Below are 25,610 nucleotides of genomic sequence, written 5' to 3'. Positions count from 1 at the left end.
AGATTTCCACAAGCCTTTACCCCTCGGCCCGCTCCGTCGTATCCAAGCACCATGGCAAGAGCAGCAAAATCGAAACCGTTTCGCGACGTCGCCGACCTCACCAAGGCGCAGGCCAAGGTCGAGCACATGCGGCTCGCGCTCGAGATCGAGGGGCACAACGAGCGCTACTATCAAGAGGACGCGCCCACCGTCACCGACGCGGAGTACGACGCGCTGCGCCAGCGCTTCAACGCGATCGAGAAGCGCTTTCCCGAGTTCGTCACCGCGGACTCGCCCTCGCAGAAGGTCGGCGCGGCGCCGTCGGGCCGTTTCAAGAAAGTCCGGCATGCCGTTCCCATGCTGTCGCTCGACAACGCCTTTGCGGAGGAGGACGTGCGCGACTTCGTCGGCCGCATCGTGCGCTTTCTGAAGCTCGACGACGACAAGGTCAATTTCTCCGCCGAGCCGAAGATCGACGGGCTCTCGATGTCGCTGCGCTACGAGGGGGGCGAGCTCGTCACCGCCGCAACGCGCGGCGACGGTGCGGTCGGAGAGGACGTCACCGCCAACATCCGCACGCTCGAAGACGTGCCGCAGAAGCTGAAGGGCCGCAACGTTCCAGATGTCTGCGAGGTGCGCGGCGAAGTCTATATGACCAAGAAGGCGTTCCTTGCCCTCAACGAGCGGCAGAAGGCCGAAGGCGGTACCGTTTTCGCCAATCCGCGCAACTCGGCCGCGGGCTCGCTCCGGCAGAAGGACCCGACCATCACCGCCTCGCGCCCGCTCGGCTTCTTCGCCTATGCGTGGGGCGAGATGAGCGCGATGCCGGAAGGGACCCAGAGCGGCATGATCCACTGGTTCGAGCGCTGCGGCTTCAAGACCAATCCGCTGACCAAGCTCTGTCACTCCGTCGAGGAGCTGCTCGCCTTTCATCATGCGATCGAGGAGCAGCGCGCGCGGCTCGACTACGACATCGATGGCGTCGTCTACAAGGTCGACCGCATCGACTGGCAGGAGCGGCTTGGCTTCGTGTCGCGCACGCCGCGCTGGGGCATCGCGCACAAATTCCCGGCCGAGCGCGCCATGACGGTATTGCGCGACATCGAGATTCAGGTCGGCCGCACCGGTTCGTTCACGCCGGTCGGCAAGCTCGAGCCGGTCGGCGTCGGCGGCGTGATCGTGCAGAACGTCACGCTGCACAATGAGGACTACATCAGGGGCATCGGCAACAAGGGCGAGGTGCTGCGCGAGGGTCGCGACATCCGCATCGGCGACACCGTCGTGATCCAGCGCGCCGGCGACGTCATCCCGCAGGTAGTCGATGTCGTCATCGACAAGCGTCCCCGCGGTGCCAAGGAGTTCCACTTCCCGAAGAAGTGCCCGTGTCCGCTGCACACTGACGTCGTGCGCGAGGAGACGGCGACGGGCGAGGAGGGCTCGCGCGCCCGCTGCACCGGCGAGTTCGCCTGTCCCTATCAGAAGATCGAGCACCTCAAGCTGTTCGTCTCGCGGCGCGCCTTCGACATCGACGGCCTCGGCGAGAAGCAGCTCCAGTACTTCTTCGACGAGGGCTGGGTGAAGGAGCCTGCCGACATCTTCACGCTGGAGAAGCGCAACGCGAGGCTCAAGCTCGAGGAGATCGAGGGCTATGGCACGACCTCGGTCCGCAATCTGTTCGGTGCCATCGAGAGCCGGCGCAGAATCGCGCTGGAGCGCTTCATTTATGCGCTCGGCATGCGCCATGTCGGCGAGACCACGGCGCTGGCCCTGGCGCGCGGCTACGGCTCGTGGGACGCCTTCCACGATGCCTGCCTCAAGGTCGCCAAAGGCGACGAGGAGGCGATCGCGGAGATGGACGCGCTCGACCAGATCGGCGACACCGTGATCAAGAGCATCGCCGATTATTTCGGCGAGAGCCACAACCGCGGCATCGTCGAGCGGCTGACGGAGGAGGTCGAGATCGTCGACGCCGAGAAGCCGAAGAGCAACTCGGCCGTCGCCGGCAAGACCGTGGTGTTCACGGGCTCGCTGGAGAAGATGACGCGGGATGAAGCCAAGGCGACGGCGGAGCGTCTAGGGGCAAAGGTGTCGGGCTCGGTGTCGAAGAAGACCGATCTCGTCGTCGCCGGCCCCGGCGCGGGCTCGAAACTCGCGGAAGCCAACAAGCACGGGGTGAAGGTGCTGACCGAAGACGAGTGGCTGAAGCTGATCGGGGAGTGAGGTTTCTCTCCGTCATTGCGAGAAGCGTAGCGACGAAGCAATCCAGACTGTATCCGTGGTGACAGTCTGGATTGCTTCGCCGCGCTCGCAATGACGGGGAGAGGGCGGCCCCCCTCACATCATCCCCGTCTCTTCCTCCTCGGCCTGCTCGATCAGCGTCTCGCTCACCACCACCTCGCGCCGAGGCACGACGAAGATCATCATGCAGGCACAGAGCAGCGAGATCGCGAGGACCGCGGCGGTGAGCGGCAGCGTCGTGGCGGAGTGGCCGCCGAGATAGGCGCCGAATTGCGACATCAGTGCGCCGATGCCCTGCTGGAGGAAGCCCATCGCACCTGAGGCGGTGCCGGCCGCCTCCGGGCGGATGCTGATCGCGCCGGCGGCGGAATTCGCCATCACGAAGGCATTGCCGACCATCACGATCATCTGCGTGCCGAACAGCCAGGCGGGCGCTTCGTTCCAGCCGGCGAAGCTCCACAGCAGGTTCAGTAGGCTGCCGCAGAGCTGCAGGCCGAGCCCGAACCAGATCAGCTTCTCCAGCGAGTGCCGCGGCGCGAAGCGCACGCAGAGCAGATTGCCGATCAAATATGCAAAGCCGGTCGTTGCGAACCACGCGCCGTACTCGGCGCTGCTGCGGCCCATCTGCGTCACGACGATATAGGGGCCGCCACCGGCGAAGGTGAAGATGATCTGCGAGGCCAGCACCTGGCACATGACATAGCCGACGAAGGCGCGATTGCGGATCAGCATGCCGACGTCGCCGCGGAAGCCGCCGCCGGCGGCGCGGCTGCGGCGGGTCTCGGGCAGCGCCACCGCGATACCGACGGCGACAACGATCGCGGCGATGGTGATGGCGTAGAAGATCGCGCGCCAGCCGAACGCAGTCTCGATCAGGCCGCCGGTGAGCGGCGAGACCATCTGCCCGATCATCAGCGCCGCGATCACGAGGCTGATCATCGAGGCGACGCGATCCCGCTCGTAGATGTCGCGGATGATGGCGCGGCTCACCACCATGCCGGCGGCGCCGCCCAGCGCCTGGAAGAAGCGTGCCGCGATCAGCTGCGGCAGGTTTTGCGCGAAGATGCAGGCGACGCTGGCCGCGACCATCAGCGCCAGTCCTCCGAGCAGCACCGGGCGCCGTCCGAACCGGTCCGACAGCGGCCCCATGATCAGCTGCGACAGCGCGATGCCGACCATGTAGAGCGACACCGTCATCTGCGCGATCGAAATGTCGCTGCCGAAATTCGTCGCCAGTACCGGCAGCGCCGGTACCAGCATGTAGAGCGAGATCGGCGCGATCCCGGTCATCACGACCAGCAGCAGCAACACCACGCGCGATGTCGCGATGTTGCTGGCCGCTTCCGGCGGCTTGCTGATCATGCCGTGCATACGTGTCCGTCTCTCGAATTCGAATCGACTGTAGCGCGCCCGCGCAAGACGGATATCGGCGTTTCGGAATGCGGCTATACGGATTCCGGGACGGTTATGATGACGGCACGATGGCGACCGATTGGGCGCGTTGTTTGTGCCACAAAAGGCAGGTGTCATTCCCCGCCTTCGCGGGGCATGACGGCGGTGGTGGAGGAAAAAGCATTGCGCAAATCGCGTAGTGCCATGCGCGGCGGAACGACGACCTTACGCCTTCAGCTCCGCCGTCGCCTGATCGAGCCAGGCCCTCGTCGCCTCGTCCAGCGCCGGCCGCACCTGGTCCCTCACGCGCGCATGATACGCATTGAGCCAGTCGAGTTCATCGCGGCTCAGCATCGCCGCATCGATCAGCCGGCGGTCGATCGGCGCCAGGGTCAGCGTCTCGAACGCGTTCATCGGCTTCTCGGCGCCCTTGATGTCGGAGGCGACGACCAGCTCGAGGTTCTCGATGCGGATGCCGAAACCGTCCGCCTTGTAGTAGCCGGGCTCGTTGGAGAGGATCATGCCGCGCTTCAGCGGCGTGGTGCCGAGCTTCGAGATCCGCGCCGGCCCTTCGTGCACGGAGAGATAGCTGCCGACGCCGTGGCCGGTGCCGTGCTCGAAATCAAGGCCGGCAGCCCAGAGATATTGCCGCGCCAGCGTGTCGAGCTGCGCGCCCGTGGTGCCGTCGGGGAAGACCGCGCGCGCAATCGCGATATGGCCGCGCAGCACGCGGGTGAAGCGGTCGCGCATCTCGTCCGTGGGCTCGCCGACCGCCATGGTCCGCGTGACGTCGGTGGTGCCGTCTTCATATTGCGCGCCGGAATCGATCAGCAGCAGGTCGCCGGGCTCGATCCGCCGGTTACTCTTGCGCGTGACGCGGTAGTGCACGATGGCGCCGTTCGGGCCGGTGCCGGAGATGGTTGGAAACGACACGTCCCTGAGCGCGCCGGTATCCCGGCGGAATGTTTCCAGCGCCTCGACCGCGTCGATCTCGGTGAGCTTGCCGCTTGGGGCCTCGCGATCGATCCATGCGAGAAAGCGCGCCAGCGCCACGGCGTCGCGCACATGGGCCGTCTTGGTGCCCTTGATCTCGGTCGCGTTCTTGACCGCCTTGAGCAGTGCCACGGGATCGCTGCCGCGCACTGGCTTGCCGCCGGCGCCCGCGATCAGCCGGCTCAGCGCGTCGGCCGCGGTGGCGTTGTCGAGCGCGATCGCCGCGCCGCTTTTGGCAAGCGCCATCAGTGTCGGCGCCATGGCGTCCGGTTCTCGCACGTCGGCGGACTGCTCGAGATGGTCGCGCGTGAGATTGGAGAGCTTGCGGTGATCGATGAAGACGGTGGGGCGGCCGTCCTTCGGCACCAGCGCGTAGGACAGCGGCAGCGGCGTGTGCGCGACGTCGGCGCCGCGGATGTTGAAGGTCCAGGCCACCGCGTGGCTGTCAGACAGCACCAGCGCATCGGTTCCGAGCTTGGCGATCTCGTCCCTGATCTGCCTCAGCTTCTCGGCTTCAGCGACGCCGGCATTCTGAAGACCGTGCACGGCGACGGGAGCGAGCGGCGGCTGCGGCCGGTCGTGCCAGATCGCGTCGATCGGATTGCTGTCGACAGCCACCAGCTCGGCGCCGGCCTTGGTGCAGGCTGCGGACAGGCGTTCGGCTGCCGCATAAGTGTGCAGCCACGGATCGAATCCCAGGCGGTCACCGGCTTTCAGATGCGCCGCCACCCAGCTCTCCGGCGGCGGGTCGATCAGCGTTTCCACGGCCCAGGCCTTTGCGTCGACCTGTTTGGCGGCCTGAAGCGTGTAGCGGCCGTCGACGAACACCGCAGCCTCCTGGGGCAGCACCACTGCCAGCCCTGCCGAGCCCGTAAAGCCGGTCAGCCAGGCCAGCCGCTCTTCCGATGGCGGCACATATTCGTTCTGCTGCTGATCGGCGCGTGGAATCACGAAGCCGGTCAGCTTGCGACGGGCGAGTTCTTCGCGAAGTGCGGCCAGCCGTGCCGTCAATGCGACGCCGGCCTCCGGCTCCTCGAATGTCTGGAAGTGTGCTTCGAACATGGTGGATCACTTTAGGATCATGGGGATCGGTCCGCAATCTCGACGCATTTGCGTCGCATGTGGCATGGACCGTGCTTGAAATAGTTCCGGTCGAATCGAGTGGAGTAAAGGATGCGGCAGCTGCGCTTCATCCGGATAACAGGGAAATTCGAGCAAGTGGTTCATCTCAACGGCGAGGGGACACACGATGCCAGCGTTCACGTTTGAGAAGATTTCGCCGCCGGTGCGCCGCGGCCCGGCTGCAACACCACCGAAGAAGCCGCGTGGCCTCATCAGCCAGATGATCGACCGTTTCGCCGAGCGCCGCGCGAGGCGCGCCTTGCAGGATCAGGCCGTGATGCGCCGCGACGAGAAGCCGGCGGAGTAGGGCGGCACCGGCGATTCCGTCGGATGGGCAAAGGGCGCGAAGCGCCGTATCCACTATCATTCCGCGATTTTAGATTGGGCCTGCTTCGCCTAACTACCCCGCGGCACCTCGCTCACCCCACCTTCCGCAGCAACAAACTGCTCCACCCCTCGATCCGCAGATGCTTCAGCGGCACGAGGCCCCGCGCGCGATAGGCGGCGATCACGGCGGGGGCTTGGTGCGTCAGCAGGCCGGAAAGGATGACGCGGGCGCCAGGCGCAAGGTGCCGCACCATAGGACTCGCCAATTGCCGCAGCGGATTGGCAAGGATGTTCGCGAGCACCAGGTCGAACGGGCCCGCGCGCGCAAAGTCCGGCGCAGCAAACCCGGTGGCGCGGATCACCCGCACATTGTTGCCGACTTCGTTCAGCGCGGCGTTCTCGGCCGCCACCCGCACCGAGGGCGGATCGATGTCGGAGGCAAGCACGGCGCGATGCAGCGCCTTCGCCGCTGCAATCGCCAGCACGCCGGTCCCGGTGCCGAGGTCGAGCACGTTGCGCGGCAGGGAACTCTTCAGGACATGGTCAAGCAGAAGTAAACAGCCCCGCGTCGTGCCGTGGTGGCCGGTGCCGAAGGCGAGCGCCGCCTCGATCTCGATGGCCTGCTTGTTTGGCGCCACACGGTCGCGGTCATGGCTGCCGTGCACGACGAAGCGCCCGGCCGGGACGGGGACGAGATCCTCCAGGCTGGCCTTGACCCAGTCCCTGGCCTCGACGATGTCGAAGGCGAGCGTCTCGGCAATCTCATTTCCTGCTGAAACTGCAACGAGTTCGCGCAGCCAGGCCTGATCCGGGGCCTCGGCGAAATGGAGCGTGACGTCCCATTGTCCGTCCGGCTGCTCGAAGGCTGCGACGGCCGCATCGCCCTCGAAAAATACCTCGGTGAGCACGTCGACGACGCGCCTGGCGTCGGCCTCGCTGCCGATTGAAAAGCTGGCGCGATGGGTGGGGGAAGGCTGCATTCAAGGTTCCGTTCAGTTCAATTTATCAAGCTTTTGGTGCCAATGTTCCCGACAATTTGCGGTTCTCGGATTAACTGGACCTAAGGTTCCACCCTGTTACATCTCTAGTGCTGAATCCAGCTAGCACAGCTTGGAGTTGAAACGGAGGCGAGTCTTGAAGCACATGGTTCAGAAGTTCTGGTCGGACGAGTCGGGTGCAACCGCGATCGAGTACGGTCTGATTGCCGCGGGTATCGCGCTGGCGATCATCACCGTGGTGAACGGCCTGGGCACCACCATGAATGAGAAGTTCACTTCGATTAGCACCTCCTTGAAGTAATTTCCGCCTCCATTTTCCAGGGGGCTGTTTTTTCGGCAAGAGGCTGTTCCTGATCACCGCCCGCCAGGAATTCCCCTGGCGGGCGAGGTCGTTTTTGCAGCGTCTGTTTCCGCGAATATTCACAGGTTGTCCGCGGGCTTGCCGGGACCCCGTCCATCGCTTTTCCCGCGATTGTCCCTACGATTTTCCACCGGCTATCCCCAGGATCAGGCCCAACGGACTTGCCCGGCATCCTCCGCCCGACCACAGACCTTTCGACAGCCTGTCCACAAGCAATCCACAGATCTATCCACGGCCTCTGAACAGCGACCGGTGATCCCGCAGGATCGCCTGCGCCGCGTTGTGCCCGGGGGCGCCGGTGACGCCGCCGCCGGGATGGGCCCCGGAGCCGCAATGGTACAAGCCCTTCAGGGGCCCGCGGTAATCGGCATGGCCCAGCATCGGCCGTGCCGAGAACAATTGGTTCAGTGTCAGCGCGCCGTGGAAGATATCGCCTCCCAACAGGCCGAACTGCCGTTCGAGATCGAGCGGGGACAGGATCTGGCGGCCGAGCACGCTCGCCGCAAAGCCGGGCGCGTATTTGTCCACCGTCGCGATCATGAGATCGGCGACCTCTTCGCGATGGTCGTCCCACGACTTTCCATCGGGAAGTTCCGGTGCGACATGCTGGCAGAACAGGCTCGCGACATGCTTGCCTGCGGGTGCCAGCGTGTCGTCGAGCGTCGAGGGAATCAGCATCTCGACGACGGGTTCGCGGCTCCAGCCCTGCGCCCGCGCATCGAGAAAGGCGCGGTCCATGTAGCCAAGGCTCGGCGCCAGGATGATGCCGGAAGAGAGATGATCGCCCTCGCCCGGCAGCGCCGTGAAGGAGGGCAGGTGGTCCAGCGCCACGTTCATGCGGAAGGTGCCGGAGCCGTTCTTCCAGTGCCGGATGCGGGCGAGGAAGTCCGCAGGGAGAGCGTCGGCCGCGACCAGCCGCGTGTAGAGCAGCTTTGGATTGACATTGGCCGCGACGTATTTCGCGCGGACGGTCTCGCCGTTCTCCAGCACGACGCCGACGACGCGGTCGCGCTCGACGATGATCTCTCGGACGCCGGCATCGGTGTCGATGACAACGCCGCGGTCGCCGGCCGCTCGCGCCATCGCCTGCGTGATCGCGCCCATGCCGCCGATGGCGTGGCCCCAGACGCCCTTCTGGCCGTTCACCTCGCCGAAGGCGTGATGCAGCATCACATAGGCCGAGCCGGCGGCATAGGGGCTGGCATAGTTGCCGACGATGGCGTCGAAACCGAACAGCGCCTTGACCAGATCATGCTCGAAACGTTCATCCAGCATTTCGCCGGCCGAACGGGTGAAGAGATCGAGCAGGCTGCGACTCTGTTCCAGCGTGAGGCCGCGCAGGATGTTGGCGCTCTGGAGCGCATTCACGGCCTCGCGGATCGCGTTCGTGCCAAATCCGTCGAGCAGGTTCGGCGGCGCGCGCAGCACGAACTGCCTGAGCACGTCGGCGATGTCCTCCAATTCGCGCGAGAAGCCGTCGAGGACCTCCGCATCATGCGCGCTGAGCCGGGCGACCGACGCTTTCGTCCGCCCCTCGCCGGTGAGGAGATAGCTGCCGTCGGGCGCGGGCAGAAAATTCTGCGCGCGCCGTTCGACGATCCGCAGGCCGTGCTCGGCGAGCTTGAGGTCACGGATCACCTGCGGATTGAGCAGGCTCACGGTGTAGGCCGCGACCGAATTGCGGTATCCCGGATGAAACTCCTCCGTGACTGCGGCCCCGCCGACCACCTTGCGGCGCTCGACCACGCGCACCCGCAGGCCCGCCATCGCGAGATAGGCCGCACAAGTGAGGCCGTTGTGGCCAGCGCCGATGATGACGACGTCGCTTTCGGTCATGAAGAATGCAAGGCCCAGTCCACTGTCAGTCCGGGGCTCGCGAAGCGAGAGCCCGCAATCTCGAGGTTCCGGGCTCGATGCTGTGCATCGTCCCGGAACGACTCCCTTATATCAGGCAATTCCCGCTGCAACATCACGCCCCCCTTTATTGCCCGTTCAGGCGCGGTGTGCTCCATTGCGCGCGGTCCGGCACCCGCCGGGTTCGAGCCGGAGTTTTCATGGATTCCATCGTGCAACCCGCCGCCACGGAGCAGCCTTCCTCGTCGCGCAACCGGCTGCTGCTGACGGTCTACACTGCTGCGATCTTCGTCAGCGCGCTGCTGCTGTTCTCGGTGCAGCCGCTGTTCACGAAGATGGTGCTGCCGCGGCTCGGCGGCTCGCCGGCGGTGTGGTCGGTGGCGATGGTGTTCTTCCAGTCGCTGCTGCTGGCCGGCTACGCCTACGCGCATCTCTTGATGCAGGCGCGGCGCCGCATCGTTCCCGTCGCGGTGCATATGGCGCTGCTGATCGCGGCCTTCGCGACGCTGCCGCTCGGCATCGCCTCCGCCTATGGCGAGCCGCCCGCTTCGGGCTATGCGTTCTGGCTGCTCGGCCTGTTCGTGGTGTCGATCGGGCTGCCGTTCTTTGCGCTCGCCGCCAACAATCCGCTGCTGCAGGCCTGGTTCGTCCGCACCGGCCATCCCGCCGGGCACGATCCCTATTTCCTCTATGCCTCCTCCAACATCGGCAGCTTCCTCGCACTGTTGTCCTATCCGTTCCTGCTCGAGCCGATGTTCACGCTGCACATGCAGAACCGGTTTTGGACCGGCCTCTATGGCCTGTTGATCTTTCTCATCGGCGCCTGCGGCGTGCTGTTGTTGCGTTCGCCGAAGCTGGCGGAGGTCGATGCGCGGGCCGAGGACGTGAATGCGCCCGCGCCCGGCCTTCTGACGCGGCTGCGCTGGATCTTCCTCGCCGCGGTGCCGTCGGGCCTGCTCATCGCCGTTACCGCACACATCTCGACCGACGTCGCGGCGGCGCCGCTTTTGTGGGTGCTGCCGCTGTCGCTGTATCTGCTGACCTGGGTCGTGGTGTTCCAGTCGCGGCCGCTGCTGCCGCACAAATGGATGCTGATGCTCCAGCCGGCCGCCATTGCGGGCGTCGTCGTGCTGCTGGCTTTCGGCGGCGAGCAGAATCTGCTGCTGACGCTCGGCGGTCATCAATTGTGCTTCTTCGTCATCGCCATGGCCTGCCACGGCGAATTGGCGCGGACGCGGCCGCCCGCCAGATATCTCACCGGCTTCTACGTCGCGCTGTCGTTCGGCGGCATGGTCGGCGGCCTCTTTGCCGGCCTCGTTGCGCCATTCACCTTCTCGTGGATCGCCGAATATCCAATCCTGATCGCGCTTGCCGCGCTGTGCCGCCCCTCCGCCAATGAACGCCTCGCCGGCATCGTCAAATGGTACTGGCTGGCGCTCGCCGCGCTCGCGGTGGCGCTCATTGCGCCGTCATATATGACCGACGACCTCTCGACCTGGTTCGAGGATCACCGCGTCTGGGTCGCCGGCGCCGTCGGCGTCCTCGCCGCGCTGCTCGCGCTGACCCTCAATGCCGGCCGCTGGAAGATCTTTGCCACCGTTGTGCTCGCGCTGGCGTTGATCCGCGTTTACCCTGCGGACGAAGGCCGCGTCACGACGGTGCGCAGCTTCTTCGGCGTGCACAAGATCGTGGTGACGCCGGGCGGCTATTTCCATGTGCTGATGCACGGCACCACGATTCATGGCGCCGAGCGCTTCCGCAACAATGACGGCACGCCGGTCATCGGCCGGCCCGAGCCGATCACCTACTATCACAAGGACGGCGGCATCGGCCAGGCCGTCAGCGCCATCCGCGAGCGCAAGGGCGCGCCGCTCAAGGTCGCCGCGATCGGCGTCGGCTCCGGCACGCTCGCCTGCGCCGCCGAGCCGGGGGAGAACTGGACCTTCTTCGAGATCGACCAGTCCATGGTCGACGCGGCGCGTGACCCCAGGAATTTCCGCTACATCTCGAGCTGCATGCCGGACATGAAGCCCGTCATCGGCGATGCGCGCCTCACCTTCGCGAAGGAGCCCGATGGCGCCTACGATCTCATCATCGTCGATGCGTATTCGTCCGATGCGATCCCGATCCACCTTGCGACCGAAGAGGCGATGAAGATCTACAAGGACAAGCTCGCGCCGCACGGTGCCGTGGTGATGCACGTCTCCAACCGGCATCTGGATCTCGAGACCGTCGTGGTCGGCATTGCGGATGCCAACGATCTCACGAGCTGGGTCTTCAACGAGGATTCCGGGCGCGATTCCGACTACATCTTCTCGACCGACGTCGTCATCTCCGCGCGCGAGGAGGCCGACATCGGCAGGCTCGCATCCTCCAAGCAATGGGTACAGACCGAAGCCGATGATGGGCTGCGGGTCTGGACCGACGACTATTCGAATATTCTCGGCGCGCTGTATCGTCGTTTGCGGGACGGGGAGTAGGCTTCGCGCCACGAATGGTCTCATGCCCCGGACGCTGCGCAGCGCTTCCCCGGCGATGCGAAGCATCGTCCAGTTCAGCGGTGCGCTGCAGAGCAGGGGTCCACAATTTTGGGTCCCGGCTCTGCGTCGCGTCATTTCATGCCGCGCCGCGTCCGGGACACGAGACCAGTCCTACGGCGCTACCGGCGTGCCCGCCGGCAGCGCGATCCCCTTCCCGCCGGCGATCTGCCGCAGCAGGTCCGGCCTGTCCGAGATGATCCCGTCGACGCCGAGCTCGATCATGCGCGTCATGTCTTCGGGCTTGTTGACCGTCCAGACCACGACGCGCAATCCGAGCTCATGAGCCTCGGTGACCAGTGACGCGGTCACATCGCCGAAATAAGGCGACCAGATCGCGCCGCCCGCAGCCTTGATCGTCCGTGGCAGCGAGCCGCCGTGATCGGCCGGGCTGAAACCCGCCGTCCAGTTCGTCGCTTTGTCGCGTGCCACCGTCTGGCCCGAGCCGCGCTGGAGCGTCAGGTACACGGTCGGAATCTTCGGTGCCTGCTGCTGGACGAGAAGCAGAGTTCGCCAGTCGAACGACTGGATCATCACGCGGTCGGAGAAGCCTTCGGTCTCGATCGCCCCGAGCAGCTTCGCGACGAAACCTTGCGGATCAAGCGTTTCATCCGGACGGTTAGGATCGATCTTGGTCTCGATGTTGAAGCGCACATGCGTGTTGCCGGACTTGCGCACCAGCGCGAACAGCTCGCGCAAGGTGGGAATGCGTGTCCCCGGCACGGCACGCTGGTCGGGGAATTGCTTTGCGTAGGCACTGTCCGGCCGGATCTGGCCGACGTCATAGGTCCTGACCTCGTCGAGCCGCAGTCTTACGAAAGCCGTGCCGGGCGGAGTGATGTAGGCCTCATCGGGGCCGCGGGCGAGATCGGGGTTGAGCCCGCGCTCATGCGACAGAATGACTTCGCCGTCGGCGGTGACACCGACGTCGAGCTCTAGCGTGTCCACACCCATCGACAGCGCATTGGCGAAGGCGGGCAGGGTGTTTTCCGGCAGCAGCGCCCGCCCGCGGCGATGCGGCTCGAGATCGAAGGTCAGATCCGCCCCCATGGCCTGTCCCGCCATCAGAACGCAGAGCACGATCGGAATGGTCGTGCCACGTGGCTTCATGGTGCCTCGGCCGGCGAGGGCGGTTGATGGCGACCGCGTCAGTTCTGATAGTAATAGCCGCGCGGCTGGTAATACTGCCGCGGCTGCGGCTGATAGTAGTAGCCCTGCTGGCCGTAGCCCTGGTCGTAATAGGGCCGCTGCTGCTGCTGATAGGCCTGCGTGTCATAGAGCGGGCGAGTGGCCGAGCGTGGCGCGGGATAGCGCGCGCCGGTGTCGCTGCCGTCGGCCGGGTAAATGTAGTTGTCGTCCTGCGGCATGTAGCGGCGCGCGGGCTGCGCCGGCGGCGCCAGGTTCACGGGATCGCCCGCGGTTGCGTATTGCTCTTCGGCCGGCTGCGCTGCCCTGGCCACCGCATTGGGGTTGCGGCCACGCGGATTGCGGGCCAGCGCCACCTGCGCCGAGCCGGTCAGCGTCACCGTCGTGTTGAGCACGCCCTGCTGCTGAACCAGCGCATAGAGCGTCGAGGCATTCTGGCGCGACAGCCGCACGCAGCCGTGTGACGCGGGCGAGCCGAGCCGGCCGACCGAGTCCGTGCCGTGGATGGCGTGCCCGACCTTGGTGAAGAAGATCGCGTGCGGCATCGGCGCGTCGTCGAATTCCTTGGAGTAGTGATCCTCTTCCATGCGGAAGGCGCGGAACGCGCCGTTCGGCGTCTCGCGCGAGGGGATGCCGGTCGACACCGGCCAGTGATAGCGCGCGACGCCGTCGACGGCGACGGTCATCTGCTGATTGTCCTTGTCGACGGTGATTTCGACCTTGGCCTGCGCGGCGCCCGCGCTCAAAAGCAGCGATGAGGCGAAAGCGATGAAAAACGAACGCATCTGGAAAGACATATCAATCTCGGCCTCCGGCCTGTTCACGCTAGGCGCCGCGGCTCTCCGTCCCCGGCGTGCAATATGCCTGCAATCCGGCTTTCGTTCCAGCGAGCTGCCAGCCAATCGTTAACGCGATGCCTGATGTAAGCAAGGCCACTTTGCGCCGCGCCACGCGCAGGAGCGCTGACATTTTCGCGAGCGGAGGCGCGTTCACAACGCCGACAATTCGTCACAAAGGCGCAACCATTCCGCCGCGCGGCGCGTTGGTGATGGGCTGTCTCGACATTCGGCGCGTCCGGCGCCGTTTACCTCTTTCCTTCCCCTGCGGTCCGAAAATGAACAAAGCCCGTCTCGCCGCCGCGCCATTGCCGGCCAGTCTGCCCGTCCGCCTGCTGTTCGCCGCCGCCGCAATCTTGCTGGCGTTGTTGGCGCTGCCGCAGGCCAGTCATGCCCAGGGCATCGTGCGCGGTGCGCAGGAGGGCTCCTATGAAGGCAACCGCATCGGCGGGCCCGTGGGCGGCGCAGTCGGCGGCGTCGTCGGCGCCGGCGTTGGTGGGGCCGTCGGTGCAGTCGAAGGCGTGCTCGGCATTCCCCACCGCCATTACCGTCACCGCTGTCGCGGATATTACGACCGCTATCACCGCTTCCATTGCTATCGGTAAGTGCAACGCCGTCGTTCCGGGGGCGCTGCGCTCGCCCCGGATGACAGCTCAATTCTTCAGCCGGTACCCCGTCCTGAAAATCCACCAGATCACGGCCAGGCAGATCACCAGGAACGCCAGCGTCATGCCGATGCTGACGGATATGCTGACGTCTGCGATCTCGTAGAAGCTCCAGCGGAAGCCGGAGATCAGGTAGACCACCGGGTTGAGCAGCGCGACCGTGCGCCAGGTGGGCGGCAGCATGTCGATGGAATAGAAGCTGCCGCCGAGGAACGTCAGCGGCGTCACCACCAGCATCGGGATCATCTGCAGCTTTTCGAAGCCGTCGGCCCAGATGCCGATGATGAAACCGAACAGGCTGAACGTCACAGCCGTCAACACCAGGAAGGCCAGCATCCAGACCGGATGCTGGATGTGCAGCGGCACGAACAGGCCGGCCGTCGCCAGGATAATGAGACCCAGAATGATCGACTTGGTCGCGGCGGCGCCGACATAGCCGAGCACGATCTCGAAATAGGAGATCGGCGCCGACAGGATCTCGTAGATCGTGCCGGTGAATTTCGGGAAGTAGATGCCGAAGGAGGCGTTGGCGATGCTCTGGGTCAGCACCGAGAGCATGATCAGGCCCGGCACGATGAAAGTGCCGTAGCTGACGCCCTCGACCTGGCTGATGCGTGAGCCGATCGCGGCGCCGAACACCACGAAATAGAGCGAAGTCGACACCACGGGCGAAACGATGCTTTGCAGCAACGTGCGCCAGGTGCGCGCCATCTCGAACAGATAAATGGCGCGAATGGCGCGATGGTTCATGACGTCCTCACGAGGTCGACGAAGATGTCCTCGAGCGACGATTGCGTCGTGTCGAGGTCGTTGAAGCGGATGCCGGCGGCGCGGAGGTCGCCGAGCAGGCTGGTGATGCCGGTGCGCTCGCCCTGGGTGTCGTAGTCGTAGACCAGCGTCGCCCCGTTGTCGCAGAGTTCGAGCTCGTAATGGCGAAGGCTCTCCGGCAGTGAGGCGACCTTGCCCTGCAGATGCAGCGTCAGGCGCTTCTTGCCGAGCTTCTGCATCAAGGTCGTCTTGTCCTCGACCAGCACGATCTCGCCCTTGTTGATGACGCCGATGCGGTCGGCCATCTCCTCGGCCTCCTCGATGTAGTGTGTGGTGAGGATGATGGTCACGCCGGACTGCTGAAGTCCGCGCACCACCTCCCACATGCCCTTGCGCAGCTCGACATCGACGCCGGCGGTGGGCTCGTCCAGGAACAGGATCTGCGGCTCGTGCGACAGCGCCTTGGCGATCATCACGCGACGCTTCATGCCGCCGGAGAGCGTGATGATCTTGTTGTCCTTCTTGTCCCACAGCGAGAGGTCCTTCAGCACCTTCTCGATATGGGCAGGGTTCTTCGGCTTGCCGAACAGGCCGCGGGAGAAGCTCACGGTCGCCCACACGCTCTCGAAGGCATCGGTGTGCAATTCCTGCGGCACGAGGCCGATCAGCGAACGCGCCTTGCGGTAGGAGGTCTGGATGTTCTCGCCGCCGACCAAAACCTTACCTTCGCTCGGGTTGGCGATGCCGCAGATGATCGAGATCAGCGTGGTCTTGCCGGCCCCGTTGGGGCCGAGCAGCGCAAAAATCTCGCCGCGCTTGATGTCGAGATTGACGTTCTTGAGCGCCTTGAAGCCGGACCCATAGGTCTTCGACAGATTGGCGACGGAAATGATGGAAGACATGATGGCCGGCGGGCTGGGGAGGGAAGGGGAACGCCGGACCCACTCGGAAAGGCGGGTCGGCGGAGCCCTGAAATAGGAACGCTGTTGTTGGCCCGCAATTCCCCGGAGAAAATTGGTCTCAAAACAGGCCGTTCAATGGCATGTTCCGGGCAAGTGTTGCGCGATGGCCACGGCTTGCTGCGAAGATTGTCGCTCACGCGGCTCTTTGTTGCGTCTGCAAGCGGGCCGTGGCTACGATTCCGGCCAATCGCCAAGCGTATTGTCTCCAGGGAAAAAATCGATGAGACCGAACGGCCGTCACACCGCCGGCGCCCGCCAATTGTCCACCCTGCGTGTGTGGGCGATGGGCCTGCTCCTGCTGTCAGCTGTTGCCATCAGCCCGACCACCGCCAAGGCCGCGCCGAGCCAGACAGCCGCTGTGGCAACCACGCATGTCTACCTGCTTCGTGGCGTGCTCAACATCTTCTCGCTCGGGCTCGATACGATCGGCGCCCGGCTCCAGGCACAGGGCATCCCGGTGACCGTCGCCAACTTCGTGTCCTGGTCCTCGCTCGCCGATGAAGCGGCGGCCGCCTACAGGGCCGGCCGGCTCAAGACCATCATCCTGGTCGGCCATTCCTCCGGCGCGACCGCGCTGCCGGACATGATCGCCAAGCTCAATCAGCTCGGCGTGCCCGTGAAGCTCGCGATCGGCCTCGATTCCGTGTTCAAGACCAAGCTCTCGACCGGCGCGGAGCGTTACATCAACATCTATATCGGCGATGGTCCCGGCGAGCCGGTGCGGGCCGCAGCGGGTTTTCGCGGCAAGCTTGACAATGTCGACGTCCGCGGCACCGGCGTCGGCCACATCTCGATCGACAAGAACGAGGCAATCCAGCGTCGCGTCATTGCCGAGATCGACGCTGCGATCATGCGCTCGCGCGTACCGGCAGCGCCCGTCGCCGAACCCCGCACGCCGCGACAGGCACGCTCGGCGGCGGCAACCGCTCCCGCGAGGAACTGAGCTCCGTCCCGCGACCGACAGGTCGCGGGTCCATCTTTCGGCCATGGCCGATGAGCGCGGAGATCGGGAGCGCATCGTTGCGCACTCCCATCATTACCTCAAGAACGAGCGAATGCTCTCTGCGATCTCCTTCGCATGCGTCTCCAGCGCGAAATGGCCGGTGTCGAAGAACTGCACCACGGCATTGGGATTGTCGCGCTTGAACGCCTCGGCGCCGGGCGGGATGAAGAACGGGTCGTTCTTGCCCCAGACCGCCAGAAACGGCGGCTTGTGCGTGCGAAAATAGTCCTGAAAGGCGGGATAGAGCGCGACGTTGCTCTTGTAGTCGCCGAACAGGTCTAGCTGCACGTCGTCCGAGCCCGGCCGCGCCAGATAGAAATTGTCGAGGTTCTGGCCATCCGGCGACACGGTCGCTGGGTCGGAGACGCCATGCGTGTACTGCCAGCGCGTCGCTTCCGGCGTGAGGAAGGCGCGCAACGCTTCGCGGTTGGCGGGCGAGGGATCCTGCCAATAGGCCTTGATGGGAGTCCAGCCGTCGCTGAGGCCGTCCTCATAGGCGTTGCCGTTCTGCGAGATGATCGCGGTGATCCGTTCGGGGTGACGCAGCGCAAGTCGGAAGCCGGTCGGCGCGCCATAGTCGAAGACGTAGACGGCGAAGCGATCGAAGCCGATGACCTCGGTGAAGCGCTCGATCACCTGCGCGACATTGTCGAAGGTGTAGCGGAAGCTTTCGCGCGGGGGCATGTCGGACTGGCCGAAGCCGGGAAGGTCGGGCGCGACGATGTGGAATTTGTCGGCAAGCAGCGGGATCAGGTCGCGGAACATGTGACCGGCGCTCGGGAAGCCGTGCAGCAGCAGGAGCTTCGGCGCCCCTCGGGGGCCGGCCTCGCGATACAACACCTTGAAGCCATCGACGTCTGCGGTGCGGTAGGTGGTCGGGGCCATCGCCGTCTCCAATCTTTTGTAACCTGTTAAAAGCCTAATTTCAGGTTACATCCCTTTCGTAACTTGTCAACTGCCATTTCACAGGTTACCTAGGCGTGGCTTTTTATGAAGGCCAAGGACCCGCGCATGAACCGCCCGCCCGCCATGTTCATTGCCGACTCGCTCGGCCTCGATTTCCTCAACTCGGTGGCGACACCGGTCGATATCCCCGTCGACTGGATCGACGATGGCGATGGCCTGATCGACTGGCTGGAGCAGGCGAAGCTGGTGCCGGCGGATGAGCTGCACGCATTGCGGGCGGGCGCGAAGCCGGGCGAAATGGACAAGGTCGCAGATCAGGCGCGCGCCTTGCGCGAGTGGTTCAGGGGATTTGTTCTGGAGCATGCGGGCCGGCCGCTGACTGCGAAGGCGCTGCGCGAGCTTGGCCCCTTGAATAGCCTCCTGGCGCGCGATGAGGCCTTCCTGCAAATCGTGCCTCGCCACGGTGAGGAAGGTCTTTCCCTGCAAGCGATGCGGCGCTGGCGATCGCCGGAATCCCTGCTGCTGCCGGTCGGTGAAGCACTGGCCAAATTCGTCTGCGAGGAGGACTTCTCCCACGTGAAGGGGTGCGAGGGCCATAACTGCACGATGCTGTTCGCCGACCACACCCACAGGCGCGCGCGTCGATGGTGCGTCATGGCGGTCTGCGGCAACCGTGCCAAGCAGGCCGCGCATCGCAGCCGGCTCAAAAGCAGGCGGTGATGGGTCGGAAGCGGCCCACCCGGCAGGTCACAGGGACTTACGAGCGGCGGTGCGTCGCGTTCCAGTTCCCGCGCCCCAAAATCCACCAAATCGGGCGTCACTAAGCGGGGTAAGGAAGGCCTTTGCCTCTCACGGGTGGGACTGCTGGACTGATGATTGATTTGAGGCGGCTCCTCGTGCTGGCAGCGGTTGCGCTGCTCGCCTTCGGCACCGGCACGGCCGCTGCCACACCAGCCAAGTCCAAGACCAACGCGGCCGCGCCCGCCACGCCGCCGCCGTTCGAGCCATTGCCGCCGCCAAAAATCTACCTGTTCCGCGGCGCCATGGGTCCCATTTTCTCGACCGGCATGGATCGGCTCGAAGAGAAGCTAACGAAGGCTGGCTTCTCGGCCAACGTCTACGAATTCACCATCTGCCGGTGGATCGGCGATCGCGCCATCTCCAGCTACAAGGAATCGCCGGCGCCGATCGTGCTGATCGGCCACTCCATGGGCGGCCTGTGCTCGATCGTCATCTCCGAGATGGCGGCCAAGGAGAACATTCCGATCAGCCTCGTCATCGCCATCGACCCGGCGCATGCGACCGGCGACGTGCCGCTCAACGTCGAGCGCTTCATCAACATCTTCCTGTCCGACAGCGTGCTCGGCGGCGGCGACGTCGTGGCCGTGCCCGGCTTTCGCGGCCATTATGCGAGCTACGACCTGAAGGAAAACTCGCGCGTCAGCCACATCAACATCGAGAAGTCCGACGACATCCACCGCCAGATCGTCGAGATGGTGACGCAGCTCCCGCGCATCCCGCCGCAAACCCAGGCTGATGCCGTGCCGCTGCGCTATCTCGTGCCGGCGGACACGCTGGTCGAATTGTGGGACAGCGGCGTGCGGGTGCCGGTGCGCCGGGGCGACACCATGGAGAGCATCGCCGCAGCCAATCGCGTGCCGCTGTGGACGCTCGCGCAGAGCAATTCATTGCCGGAGAACGCGCAGCTCACGCCGGGTCAGACCATCATCGTCCCGCGTCACCTGACGCCGCCTGAGCCTACGGCTGCGATGGCAGTGCCACCGCCGGCCGCGGGTGGACGAAAATAAAACATCCCGCACGAAAGATCGTGGATGGCCGGAACAAGCCCGGCCCATAACACGCAGAGCAGTGATCAGACATTCGACCCGTTGATCGCGTCGATCACGGCATCGGTCACTTCCTTGGTGGTGGCTTTGCCGCCGACATCCGGCGTCAGCACGCCGGCCGCGCAGACGCGCTCGACGGCGGCCATCAGCCTCGAGGCGGCATCCTTCTCGCCGAGATGCTCGAGCATCTGAACGCCTGTCCAGAACGTCGCGACCGGGTTGGCGATGCCCTTGCCGGTGATGTCGAAGGCCGAGCCGTGGATCGGCTCGAACATCGAGGGGAAGCGGCGTTGCGGATCGATGTTGCCGGTCGGCGCAACGCCGAGGCTTCCAGCCAGCGCACCGGCGAGATCGGAGAGGATGTCGGCGTGAAGATTGGTCGCCACGATGGTGTCGAGGCTCCTTGGATGCAGCGTCATGCGCACGGTCATGGCGTCGACCAGCATCTTGTCCCAGCTGACGTCGGGGAATTCACCGGCAACCTCCGCCGCGATCTCGTCCCACATCACCATGCCATGGCGCTGCGCGTTCGACTTGGTCACGACCGTCAGCAGCTTGCGCGGACGCGACTGCGCAAGCTGGAACGCGTAGCGCATGATCCGCGTCACGCCGACGCGGGTGAAAACCGCCACTTCCGTGCCGACCTCCTCCGGCAGGCCCCTGTGGGCGCGGCCGCCCATGCCGGCATATTCGCCTTCCGAGTTCTCGCGCACGATCACCCAGTCGAGATCACCGACGCCGACATTGCGCAGCGGCGAGGCCACGCCCGGCAGGATCTTTGTCGGCCGCACATTGGCGTATTGGTCAAAGCCCTGGCAGATCGGCAGCCGCAGGCCCCAGAGCGTGATGTGGTCGGGCACGTCAGGGGCACCGACCGCGCCGAAATAGATCGCGTCGAACTTCTTCAGCTCGCTGAGACCGTCCGTCGGCATCATCACGCCGTGCTTCTTGTAATAGTCGGAGCCCCAGTCGAACGTCTTGACGTTGAAGGCAAGGTCGCCGCTGCGTTTGGCCAGCGCCTCCAGCACACGGACACCGGCCGAGATCACCTCAGGGCCGATGCCGTCGGCGGGGATGGCTGCGATCGAATGGGTGCGCATGGGAGGCTCCGTCGGAGGAAATCGGCAAATTGCGTCGGTAGGACAAGGTCCAGCCCGCGGCGCGTTCCACGACCTGGCCAACCTGACCAATTCGGGCTGGCTTATACAGAAAACGATGCGCTATGACATCAGTCCAGCGAGAAAGCAGGATGCGATGACTGAACGGAAGGCGTCGGGCGCATTGCAGGTTGCCATTGCCGGGATGGGCTCGATCGGCACCAAGATCGCGACTGCGCTGGACCAGGGCGTCGAGGGCCTGGCGCTGTCGGCGGTCGCGGTGCGCGATCCCGCAAAGCATCAGGCGTTCATCAACGGCCTGCGCCGTGCGCCGCAAATCCTGCCGGTCGACCAGCTCGGCGATGCCGCCGATATCGTGGTCGAGTGCGCGCCGAGCAGTCAGCTGCGCGCGATCGTCGAGCCCGCGGTGAAGCGCGGCAGGGCCGCAGTCGTCGTCAGCGTCGGCGGATTGCTCGACAATTTCGATCTCGTCGATCTCGCCCGCGCCAATGGCGGCCGCATCCTCGTGCCGACCGGCGCGCTGATCGGGCTCGATGCCGTCAACGCCGCCGCGATAGGCACCATCCATTCGGTGAAAATGGTGACGCGCAAGCCGATCGACGGTCTGAAGGGCGCGCCGTTCATCGTGCAGAACAATATCGACATCGACGATCTGCGCGAGCCGCTGAAGCTGTTCGAAGGCACGGCGCGAGAGGCCGCGAAGGGCTTTCCGGCCAATCTCAACGTCGCGGTTGCGCTGTCGCTTGCGGGCGTCGGGCCCGACCACACGATGGTGCAGATCTGGGCCGACCCGACCGTGACGCGCAACGTTCACCGGATCGAGGTCGAGGCGGATTCGGCGCGGTTTTCGATGTCGATCGAGAACATCCCTTCCGAAAATCCAAAGACCGGGCTGATCACGGCGCTCTCGGTGATCGCGCTCTTACGCAAGCAGCGCGCCACGCTTTGCGTCGGGACGTGAGTATCAGGCGCCCGTCACGCGCCAGATCACGTTGCCGACGTCGTCCGCCATCAGCAGCGACTTCTTGTCCGGCCCGATCGCGACGCCGACCGGGCGGCCATAGGACTCCTTCTCGTCCGGGGACAGGAAGCCCGACAGGATGTCGCGACCGGGGCCGGAGGGCCTGCCGTTCTCGAACGGGATGAACACCAGCTTGTAGCCGGACAGCTTGCTGCGATTCCACGAGCCGTGCTGGCCGATCACCATGCCGTCTCCGAAGCCGGGCAGGGTGCCCGCGGGCATCCAGCACAGGCCGAGCGAGGCGGTGTGGCCGCCGAGCGCGTAGTCCGGTTGAATCGCCTTGGCGACCATTGCCGGATCCTGCGGCACGCGGTCGTCCACCGTCCTGCCCCAGTAGCAATAGGGCCAGCCATAGAAGCCGCCGTCGCGCACCGAGGTGAGATAATCCGGCGGCGTTTCGTCGCCGAGGCCGTCGCGCTCGTTGACGACGGTCCAGAGCACATTCGTGTTCGGCTCCCATGCCAATCCAACCGGGTTGCGCAGGCCGGCACCAAAAATCCGATGCCTGCCGGCGACGAGATCGAGCTCGTAGACCGCGGCGCGGCCTTCCTCGACCTCCATGCCCATCTCGGCGATGTTGCTGAGCGAGCCGACGCCGGCATAGAGCTTCTTGCCGTCGGGGCTTGCCAGGAGACTGCGCGTCCAGTGTCCGCCCGGCTTGAACGTCGTGAGCCGCTTGCCCGGGGCGGTGATGCGGTCGGCGTTCGCGACGTAGGGAAAAGCCATCACGCCGTCGGTGTTGCCGACATAGAAGGTGTCGCCGACCAGCGCCATGCCGAAGGGCTGGCTGAGATTCTCCATGAAGGCGCCGCGAGATTCGGCGACGCCGTCGCCGTCCTTGTCGCGCAAGAGCGTGATGCGGTTGGCGGAAACACCGAGCGCCGCGGCACGCCGCATCGTCGCCTGCATCGCATAGTGAAACACGGTGCGCGGGGGGCCTGCGATCTGCGTTGCCTCCGCGATCAGCACGTCGCCATTGGGCAGCACCTCGATCCAGCGCGGATGGTCGAGGCCGGTCGCGAACGCATTGACCCTGAGTCCGGGCGCGACCGTCGGCTTCTGGCCCTCGCGCCAGCCGCGCGCGGTCGGCATCTTCAAGGTCGGGATCGCGCCTTGCGGCTTCGCCTCGGGAATGGCCGGCTTATCGCCCCAGGCAGGTGCGGGCTCCGTGCCCGACAGTTTTCGCCATTGCAGCGCGATGCCGCCGATGAACGCGACGAACTGCGCGAAGATGCTGGAAAACGTCATGAGAAGCCCCTTTGTGCGCGCGCATCCAACTGGCTGACGGGGCAGACGTCAACCTGTGCGGCGCGCCGCGCGGGCCTATTCCCATGGAATGGCAGCCGATCGAATTTGCATGGGACGGACGCGGCGTTTGCGCCGGAGATCAGCGACCGATCTGCCGCTCCAGCCGCCGTGTCGCGCGAAAATCATCCAGGTGATGGACGTTCGGCGCCAGCGCGGCCTCCCTGGACAGGAGATGATACACCCGCGCCACCGCGCGCTGCTTCTGCTTGGTCCGTCCGGGCGGCAATGCCCGCGCCTTGCGGACGGCGGCAATCGCATGCGCGCGGAAATAATCGTAGGCGTCCGACATGGCTCGATACTCTGCGGTCGCTGCAGGTCGAGGGTAACGGGCGAATGAAGGGGTGGTTCCTTGACGCATCGAGCCGCGCACTCGTGCCCCGGACGCAGCGCACCGCGTCTTCGCGTTGCGCTGAGTCCGGGGCCCATCTTACCGCCACACGATGCGTCGCCATATGGGTCCCGGCTCTGCGCAGCAGCGTTGCACGCTGCAGCGCGTCCGGGACATGAGAGTGAGGCGAGCTGCTATGCCCTCAGCGCGGCGACAGGAACGGAATGATCATCGGAACGCGGCGGCAATAGGCGCCGTAGGCGTCTTCGCCGAGCTCCTTGGAGAGGAACACCTCTTCCATCCGGCCCTTCTGCCACATGCCGAGCGAGATCAGGATCGCGCCGAGGATCGTCGTCACCAAGCCGATCGCAATTCCGGTCACCAGCATGCCGAAGATCAGCCCCGTGTAGATGGGGTGGCGCACGATGCCGTAGGGACCAGTGTCGATGACGCGGTGGTCTTCCTTGTGGGTGATGGTGTTGGACCAGAATTTCCCGAGATGCAGCCGGCCCCACCAGGCGAAGGCAATGCCAGCGGCCGAGAGGACCGCTGCGACGGCGATGCCTGTGTTGTCGAGTACCCAGAGCGGCTTCCAGCCCATGATCTCCGCAACCCACGGCGTGTACAGGATGCCGCCGACCAGGATCGGCAGCCGATAGCGCTGCGACTCCAGCGTCATGACCTGCTTCTTGGTCCGCCCCTGCCAGAACGAGGCGCCGACCCAGCTGGCGAGAAAGGCAAGCCAAAGCAGAGCCAGAAGTTCGGTCGGCCAGGTCGTGGTCCAGCCACCCCAGGCGACAGAGAGAAGCTTGCTGAAATCGAAGGACATGAAGGTTCTTTGCGTTGGGCGGAGCGATCAGCTCGCGCGCGAGGAGAGCGCGTGATGCTTGATGGCGCCGGAGGGCTGCTGACCGTTGCGGGCGAGCAGATGGGTGATGGTTTCGCGCAAGACCGGTTCGATCGGACGCGGCGAATAGCCGAGCTCGGTGCGCGCCTTGCCGATCGACAGGTCGCTCGCGGCGAGCGCGATGCGCACGCCCTCGGCGGTGCCGTTGGGCGGCCGGCGCGTGACGTGATCGGCGATGTATTCGAGCATGATCGCGGAGAGCTCGGCGATCTTTCCGGGCACGACGACCGGAAACTGCCGGCGGCCGCTCATCGCCGACATCATGCGCAGGATGCGCCCGAGTGGGACGCAGTCGCCGCCGAGGATGTAGCGCTGGCCGAGGCGGCCGCGTTCCATGGTCAGCACGAGGCCCATGGCGACGTCGCGGACGTCGACCAGGTTGACCAGGAAGTCGAGATGCGGCTGCACCTTCTTCTGGAGGAAGTACCAGAGCATCGCGGTCGGCGGCGTCAGATTGTGGTCGGCAGCGCCGATCGGCATGGTCGGTGTGCCGATCACGAGAGGGAAGCCCGTGGCCGCCGCCTCTGCGGCATGATGCTCGGCGAGCGACTTCGAGCGCGTATAGGCGCCGGGCATCGCGTCGGCCGGTTGCAGCGCCTCTTCGGCGGGAACGCCCTTGAGGTCGGAATAGGGAAACAGGATCGATTCGGTCGAGCAGTGCAGGAAGCGCGAGACGCCGCGCTTCATTGCCGCCGCGAGCACGATTTCGGTGCCGCGGCAATTGACGTCGTGAAAGTCCTGCTTGTTGGCGACCCACATGCCGGGCAGGCCGGCGAGATGATAGACCTGATCGACACCGGCCATCGCAGCATCGACCGCGGCGCCGTCCAGCACCGAGCCGTGGACGTGTTCAGCGTCCGTGTTCGCTGCGGTCGGCACGCGGACATCGAGAACCCGGACCCGCTGCCCACGGGCGCGGAGCGCTTCGACGAGATGATGTCCGATGAAGCCACTGCCACCGGTAACCAGGACGAGAGCCATGCAGAAGGTTGCT

At 65.3% G+C, this 25,610-nt stretch carries 23 protein-coding genes; 9 read left to right on the top strand and 14 right to left on the bottom strand.

The features are described 5' to 3' along the window. Window positions 1-51: 51 nt before the first annotated feature. Window positions 52-2,199 (top strand): NAD-dependent DNA ligase LigA, encoded by a 2,148-nt coding sequence (ligA, locus tag EHH60_RS13845; protein ID WP_124160003.1) that lies wholly within the window; start codon window positions 52-54, stop codon window positions 2,197-2,199. Between the two features lie 114 nt (window positions 2,200-2,313). Here ligA and EHH60_RS13840 read toward each other — a convergent pair whose 3' ends face one another. Together EHH60_RS13840 and EHH60_RS13835 are read right to left on the bottom strand one after the other, a co-directional pair. Then, window positions 2,314-3,588, bottom strand: a complete 1,275-nt coding sequence (locus EHH60_RS13840; protein ID WP_124160002.1) for a multidrug effflux MFS transporter — start codon at window positions 3,586-3,588, stop codon at window positions 2,314-2,316. A gap of 246 nt (window positions 3,589-3,834) precedes the next feature. After that, window positions 3,835-5,664 (bottom strand): aminopeptidase P family protein, encoded by a 1,830-nt coding sequence (locus EHH60_RS13835; protein ID WP_124160001.1) that lies wholly within the window; start codon window positions 5,662-5,664, stop codon window positions 3,835-3,837. A gap of 187 nt (window positions 5,665-5,851) precedes the next feature. Here EHH60_RS13835 and EHH60_RS13830 point away from each other — a divergent pair, with 187 nt between their 5' ends. Then, window positions 5,852-6,031: a hypothetical protein gene (locus EHH60_RS13830; protein WP_124160000.1), complete on the top strand. Its 180-nt coding sequence runs from the start codon at window positions 5,852-5,854 to the stop codon at window positions 6,029-6,031. A gap of 112 nt (window positions 6,032-6,143) precedes the next feature. Here the strand turns inward: EHH60_RS13830 and EHH60_RS13825 are convergent, their stop codons facing one another. After that, window positions 6,144-7,031, bottom strand: a complete 888-nt coding sequence (locus EHH60_RS13825) for a 50S ribosomal protein L11 methyltransferase (protein WP_124159999.1) — start codon at window positions 7,029-7,031, stop codon at window positions 6,144-6,146. A gap of 163 nt (window positions 7,032-7,194) precedes the next feature. On the opposite strand from EHH60_RS13825, the gene EHH60_RS13820 reads away from it, so the two are divergent. Continuing rightward, entirely contained in the window at window positions 7,195-7,350 is a 156-nt protein-coding gene (locus EHH60_RS13820; RefSeq protein WP_124160098.1) for a Flp family type IVb pilin, read from the top strand. A gap of 285 nt (window positions 7,351-7,635) precedes the next feature. Here EHH60_RS13820 and EHH60_RS13815 read toward each other — a convergent pair whose 3' ends face one another. Next, the gene (locus EHH60_RS13815) at window positions 7,636-9,246 is read right to left on the bottom strand and encodes a phytoene desaturase family protein (protein ID WP_124159998.1); all 1,611 of its coding nucleotides are present in this window, start codon (window positions 9,244-9,246) and stop codon (window positions 7,636-7,638) included. 218 nt (window positions 9,247-9,464) lie between these two features. On the opposite strand from EHH60_RS13815, the gene EHH60_RS13810 reads away from it, so the two are divergent. Beyond that, complete coding sequence (locus EHH60_RS13810) at window positions 9,465-11,744, top strand: fused MFS/spermidine synthase (protein ID WP_124159997.1); 2,280 nt, start codon at window positions 9,465-9,467, stop codon at window positions 11,742-11,744. Window positions 11,745-11,915: 171 nt separating this feature from the next. Here the strand turns inward: EHH60_RS13810 and EHH60_RS13805 are convergent, their stop codons facing one another. Beyond that, window positions 11,916-12,911, bottom strand: a complete 996-nt coding sequence (locus EHH60_RS13805) for a glycerophosphodiester phosphodiesterase (RefSeq protein WP_124159996.1) — start codon at window positions 12,909-12,911, stop codon at window positions 11,916-11,918. A 38-nt stretch (window positions 12,912-12,949) separates the two neighbouring features. Next, on the bottom strand, window positions 12,950-13,744 hold the full coding sequence (locus EHH60_RS13800; protein WP_199751446.1) for a L,D-transpeptidase: 795 nt from the start codon (window positions 13,742-13,744) through the stop codon (window positions 12,950-12,952). A 317-nt stretch (window positions 13,745-14,061) separates the two neighbouring features. Here EHH60_RS13800 and EHH60_RS13790 point away from each other — a divergent pair, with 317 nt between their 5' ends. Next, entirely contained in the window at window positions 14,062-14,388 is a 327-nt protein-coding gene (locus EHH60_RS13790) for a hypothetical protein (protein WP_124160097.1), read from the top strand. Window positions 14,389-14,436: 48 nt separating this feature from the next. Here the strand turns inward: EHH60_RS13790 and EHH60_RS13785 are convergent, their stop codons facing one another. Beyond that, window positions 14,437-15,198, bottom strand: a complete 762-nt coding sequence (locus tag EHH60_RS13785) for an ABC transporter permease (protein ID WP_124159994.1) — start codon at window positions 15,196-15,198, stop codon at window positions 14,437-14,439. Beyond that, entirely contained in the window at window positions 15,195-16,118 is a 924-nt protein-coding gene (locus tag EHH60_RS13780) for an ABC transporter ATP-binding protein (protein ID WP_124159993.1), read from the bottom strand. Before EHH60_RS13780 ends, EHH60_RS13785 begins: the two co-directional genes overlap by 4 nt. 280 nt (window positions 16,119-16,398) lie before the next feature. Here EHH60_RS13780 and EHH60_RS13775 point away from each other — a divergent pair, with 280 nt between their 5' ends. Beyond that, complete coding sequence (locus EHH60_RS13775) at window positions 16,399-17,121, top strand: hypothetical protein (RefSeq protein WP_124159992.1); 723 nt, start codon at window positions 16,399-16,401, stop codon at window positions 17,119-17,121. Between the two features lie 93 nt (window positions 17,122-17,214). Here the strand turns inward: EHH60_RS13775 and EHH60_RS13770 are convergent, their stop codons facing one another. Beyond that, window positions 17,215-18,066 (bottom strand): alpha/beta fold hydrolase, encoded by an 852-nt coding sequence (locus EHH60_RS13770; RefSeq protein ID WP_124159991.1) that lies wholly within the window; start codon window positions 18,064-18,066, stop codon window positions 17,215-17,217. A gap of 126 nt (window positions 18,067-18,192) precedes the next feature. Between EHH60_RS13770 and EHH60_RS13765 the strand changes: the two genes are divergently transcribed. Together EHH60_RS13765 and EHH60_RS13760 are read left to right on the top strand one after the other, a co-directional pair. After that, window positions 18,193-18,807, top strand: a complete 615-nt coding sequence (locus EHH60_RS13765; RefSeq protein WP_199751464.1) for a CGNR zinc finger domain-containing protein — start codon at window positions 18,193-18,195, stop codon at window positions 18,805-18,807. 152 nt (window positions 18,808-18,959) lie between these two features. Then, on the top strand, window positions 18,960-19,895 hold the full coding sequence (locus EHH60_RS13760) for a LysM peptidoglycan-binding domain-containing protein (RefSeq protein ID WP_124159989.1): 936 nt from the start codon (window positions 18,960-18,962) through the stop codon (window positions 19,893-19,895). A 65-nt stretch (window positions 19,896-19,960) separates the two neighbouring features. Here the strand turns inward: EHH60_RS13760 and EHH60_RS13755 are convergent, their stop codons facing one another. Further along, window positions 19,961-21,034, bottom strand: a complete 1,074-nt coding sequence (locus EHH60_RS13755) for a tartrate dehydrogenase (RefSeq protein WP_124159988.1) — start codon at window positions 21,032-21,034, stop codon at window positions 19,961-19,963. Window positions 21,035-21,188: 154 nt separating this feature from the next. Between EHH60_RS13755 and EHH60_RS13750 the strand changes: the two genes are divergently transcribed. Further along, entirely contained in the window at window positions 21,189-22,013 is an 825-nt protein-coding gene (locus EHH60_RS13750) for an aspartate dehydrogenase (RefSeq protein ID WP_124159987.1), read from the top strand. 3 nt (window positions 22,014-22,016) lie between these two features. Here EHH60_RS13750 and EHH60_RS13745 read toward each other — a convergent pair whose 3' ends face one another. The 4 genes from EHH60_RS13745 to EHH60_RS13730 all read right to left on the bottom strand — a co-directional run bounded on the left by EHH60_RS13745 (window position 22,017) and on the right by EHH60_RS13730 (window position 25,597). Continuing rightward, entirely contained in the window at window positions 22,017-23,321 is a 1,305-nt protein-coding gene (locus EHH60_RS13745; RefSeq protein ID WP_124159986.1) for a PQQ-dependent sugar dehydrogenase, read from the bottom strand. Window positions 23,322-23,460: 139 nt separating this feature from the next. Then, the gene (locus EHH60_RS13740) at window positions 23,461-23,670 is read right to left on the bottom strand and encodes a hypothetical protein (RefSeq protein WP_124159985.1); all 210 of its coding nucleotides are present in this window, start codon (window positions 23,668-23,670) and stop codon (window positions 23,461-23,463) included. Window positions 23,671-23,911: 241 nt separating this feature from the next. Next, window positions 23,912-24,538 (bottom strand): methyltransferase family protein, encoded by a 627-nt coding sequence (locus tag EHH60_RS13735; RefSeq protein WP_124159984.1) that lies wholly within the window; start codon window positions 24,536-24,538, stop codon window positions 23,912-23,914. 27 nt (window positions 24,539-24,565) lie between these two features. Then, window positions 24,566-25,597, bottom strand: a complete 1,032-nt coding sequence (locus EHH60_RS13730; protein ID WP_124159983.1) for an NAD-dependent epimerase/dehydratase family protein — start codon at window positions 25,595-25,597, stop codon at window positions 24,566-24,568. Window positions 25,598-25,610: the final 13 nt, after the last annotated feature.

This window comes from Bradyrhizobium sp. RP6 (assembly GCF_003837805.1).
Lineage (GTDB): Bacteria > Pseudomonadota > Alphaproteobacteria > Rhizobiales > Xanthobacteraceae > Bradyrhizobium.
Note: the sequence above shows the minus strand (reverse complement) of the source record. Positions and strands in the feature narration are given on the sequence as shown.

Excerpts from the sequence above, each read along its gene's own strand:
- EHH60_RS13770 (WP_124159991.1), bottom strand. The coding sequence starts at position 18,066 with ATGGCCCCGACCACCTACCGCACCGCAGACGTCGATGGCTTCAAGGTG.
- EHH60_RS13840 (WP_124160002.1), bottom strand. The coding sequence starts at position 3,588 with ATGCACGGCATGATCAGCAAGCCGCCGGAAGCGGCCAGCAACATCGCG.
- EHH60_RS13760 (WP_124159989.1), top strand. The coding sequence starts at position 18,960 with ATGATTGATTTGAGGCGGCTCCTCGTGCTGGCAGCGGTTGCGCTGCTC.
- EHH60_RS13790 (WP_124160097.1), top strand. The coding sequence starts at position 14,062 with ATGAACAAAGCCCGTCTCGCCGCCGCGCCATTGCCGGCCAGTCTGCCC.
- EHH60_RS13745 (WP_124159986.1), bottom strand. The coding sequence starts at position 23,321 with ATGACGTTTTCCAGCATCTTCGCGCAGTTCGTCGCGTTCATCGGCGGC.
- EHH60_RS13780 (WP_124159993.1), bottom strand. The coding sequence starts at position 16,118 with ATGTCTTCCATCATTTCCGTCGCCAATCTGTCGAAGACCTATGGGTCC.
- EHH60_RS13735 (WP_124159984.1), bottom strand. The coding sequence starts at position 24,538 with ATGTCCTTCGATTTCAGCAAGCTTCTCTCTGTCGCCTGGGGTGGCTGG.
- EHH60_RS13820 (WP_124160098.1), top strand. The coding sequence starts at position 7,195 with ATGGTTCAGAAGTTCTGGTCGGACGAGTCGGGTGCAACCGCGATCGAG.
- EHH60_RS13835 (WP_124160001.1), bottom strand. The coding sequence starts at position 5,664 with ATGTTCGAAGCACACTTCCAGACATTCGAGGAGCCGGAGGCCGGCGTC.
- EHH60_RS13830 (WP_124160000.1), top strand. The coding sequence starts at position 5,852 with ATGCCAGCGTTCACGTTTGAGAAGATTTCGCCGCCGGTGCGCCGCGGC.
- EHH60_RS13730 (WP_124159983.1), bottom strand. The coding sequence starts at position 25,597 with ATGGCTCTCGTCCTGGTTACCGGTGGCAGTGGCTTCATCGGACATCAT.
- EHH60_RS13740 (WP_124159985.1), bottom strand. The coding sequence starts at position 23,670 with ATGTCGGACGCCTACGATTATTTCCGCGCGCATGCGATTGCCGCCGTC.
- EHH60_RS13755 (WP_124159988.1), bottom strand. The coding sequence starts at position 21,034 with ATGCGCACCCATTCGATCGCAGCCATCCCCGCCGACGGCATCGGCCCT.
- EHH60_RS13800 (WP_199751446.1), bottom strand. The coding sequence starts at position 13,744 with ATGTCTTTCCAGATGCGTTCGTTTTTCATCGCTTTCGCCTCATCGCTG.
- ligA (WP_124160003.1), top strand. The coding sequence starts at position 52 with ATGGCAAGAGCAGCAAAATCGAAACCGTTTCGCGACGTCGCCGACCTC.
- EHH60_RS13805 (WP_124159996.1), bottom strand. The coding sequence starts at position 12,911 with ATGAAGCCACGTGGCACGACCATTCCGATCGTGCTCTGCGTTCTGATG.
- EHH60_RS13785 (WP_124159994.1), bottom strand. The coding sequence starts at position 15,198 with ATGAACCATCGCGCCATTCGCGCCATTTATCTGTTCGAGATGGCGCGC.
- EHH60_RS13815 (WP_124159998.1), bottom strand. The coding sequence starts at position 9,246 with ATGACCGAAAGCGACGTCGTCATCATCGGCGCTGGCCACAACGGCCTC.
- EHH60_RS13775 (WP_124159992.1), top strand. The coding sequence starts at position 16,399 with ATGAGACCGAACGGCCGTCACACCGCCGGCGCCCGCCAATTGTCCACC.
- EHH60_RS13810 (WP_124159997.1), top strand. The coding sequence starts at position 9,465 with ATGGATTCCATCGTGCAACCCGCCGCCACGGAGCAGCCTTCCTCGTCG.
- EHH60_RS13750 (WP_124159987.1), top strand. The coding sequence starts at position 21,189 with ATGACTGAACGGAAGGCGTCGGGCGCATTGCAGGTTGCCATTGCCGGG.
- EHH60_RS13765 (WP_199751464.1), top strand. The coding sequence starts at position 18,193 with ATGAACCGCCCGCCCGCCATGTTCATTGCCGACTCGCTCGGCCTCGAT.
- EHH60_RS13825 (WP_124159999.1), bottom strand. The coding sequence starts at position 7,031 with ATGCAGCCTTCCCCCACCCATCGCGCCAGCTTTTCAATCGGCAGCGAG.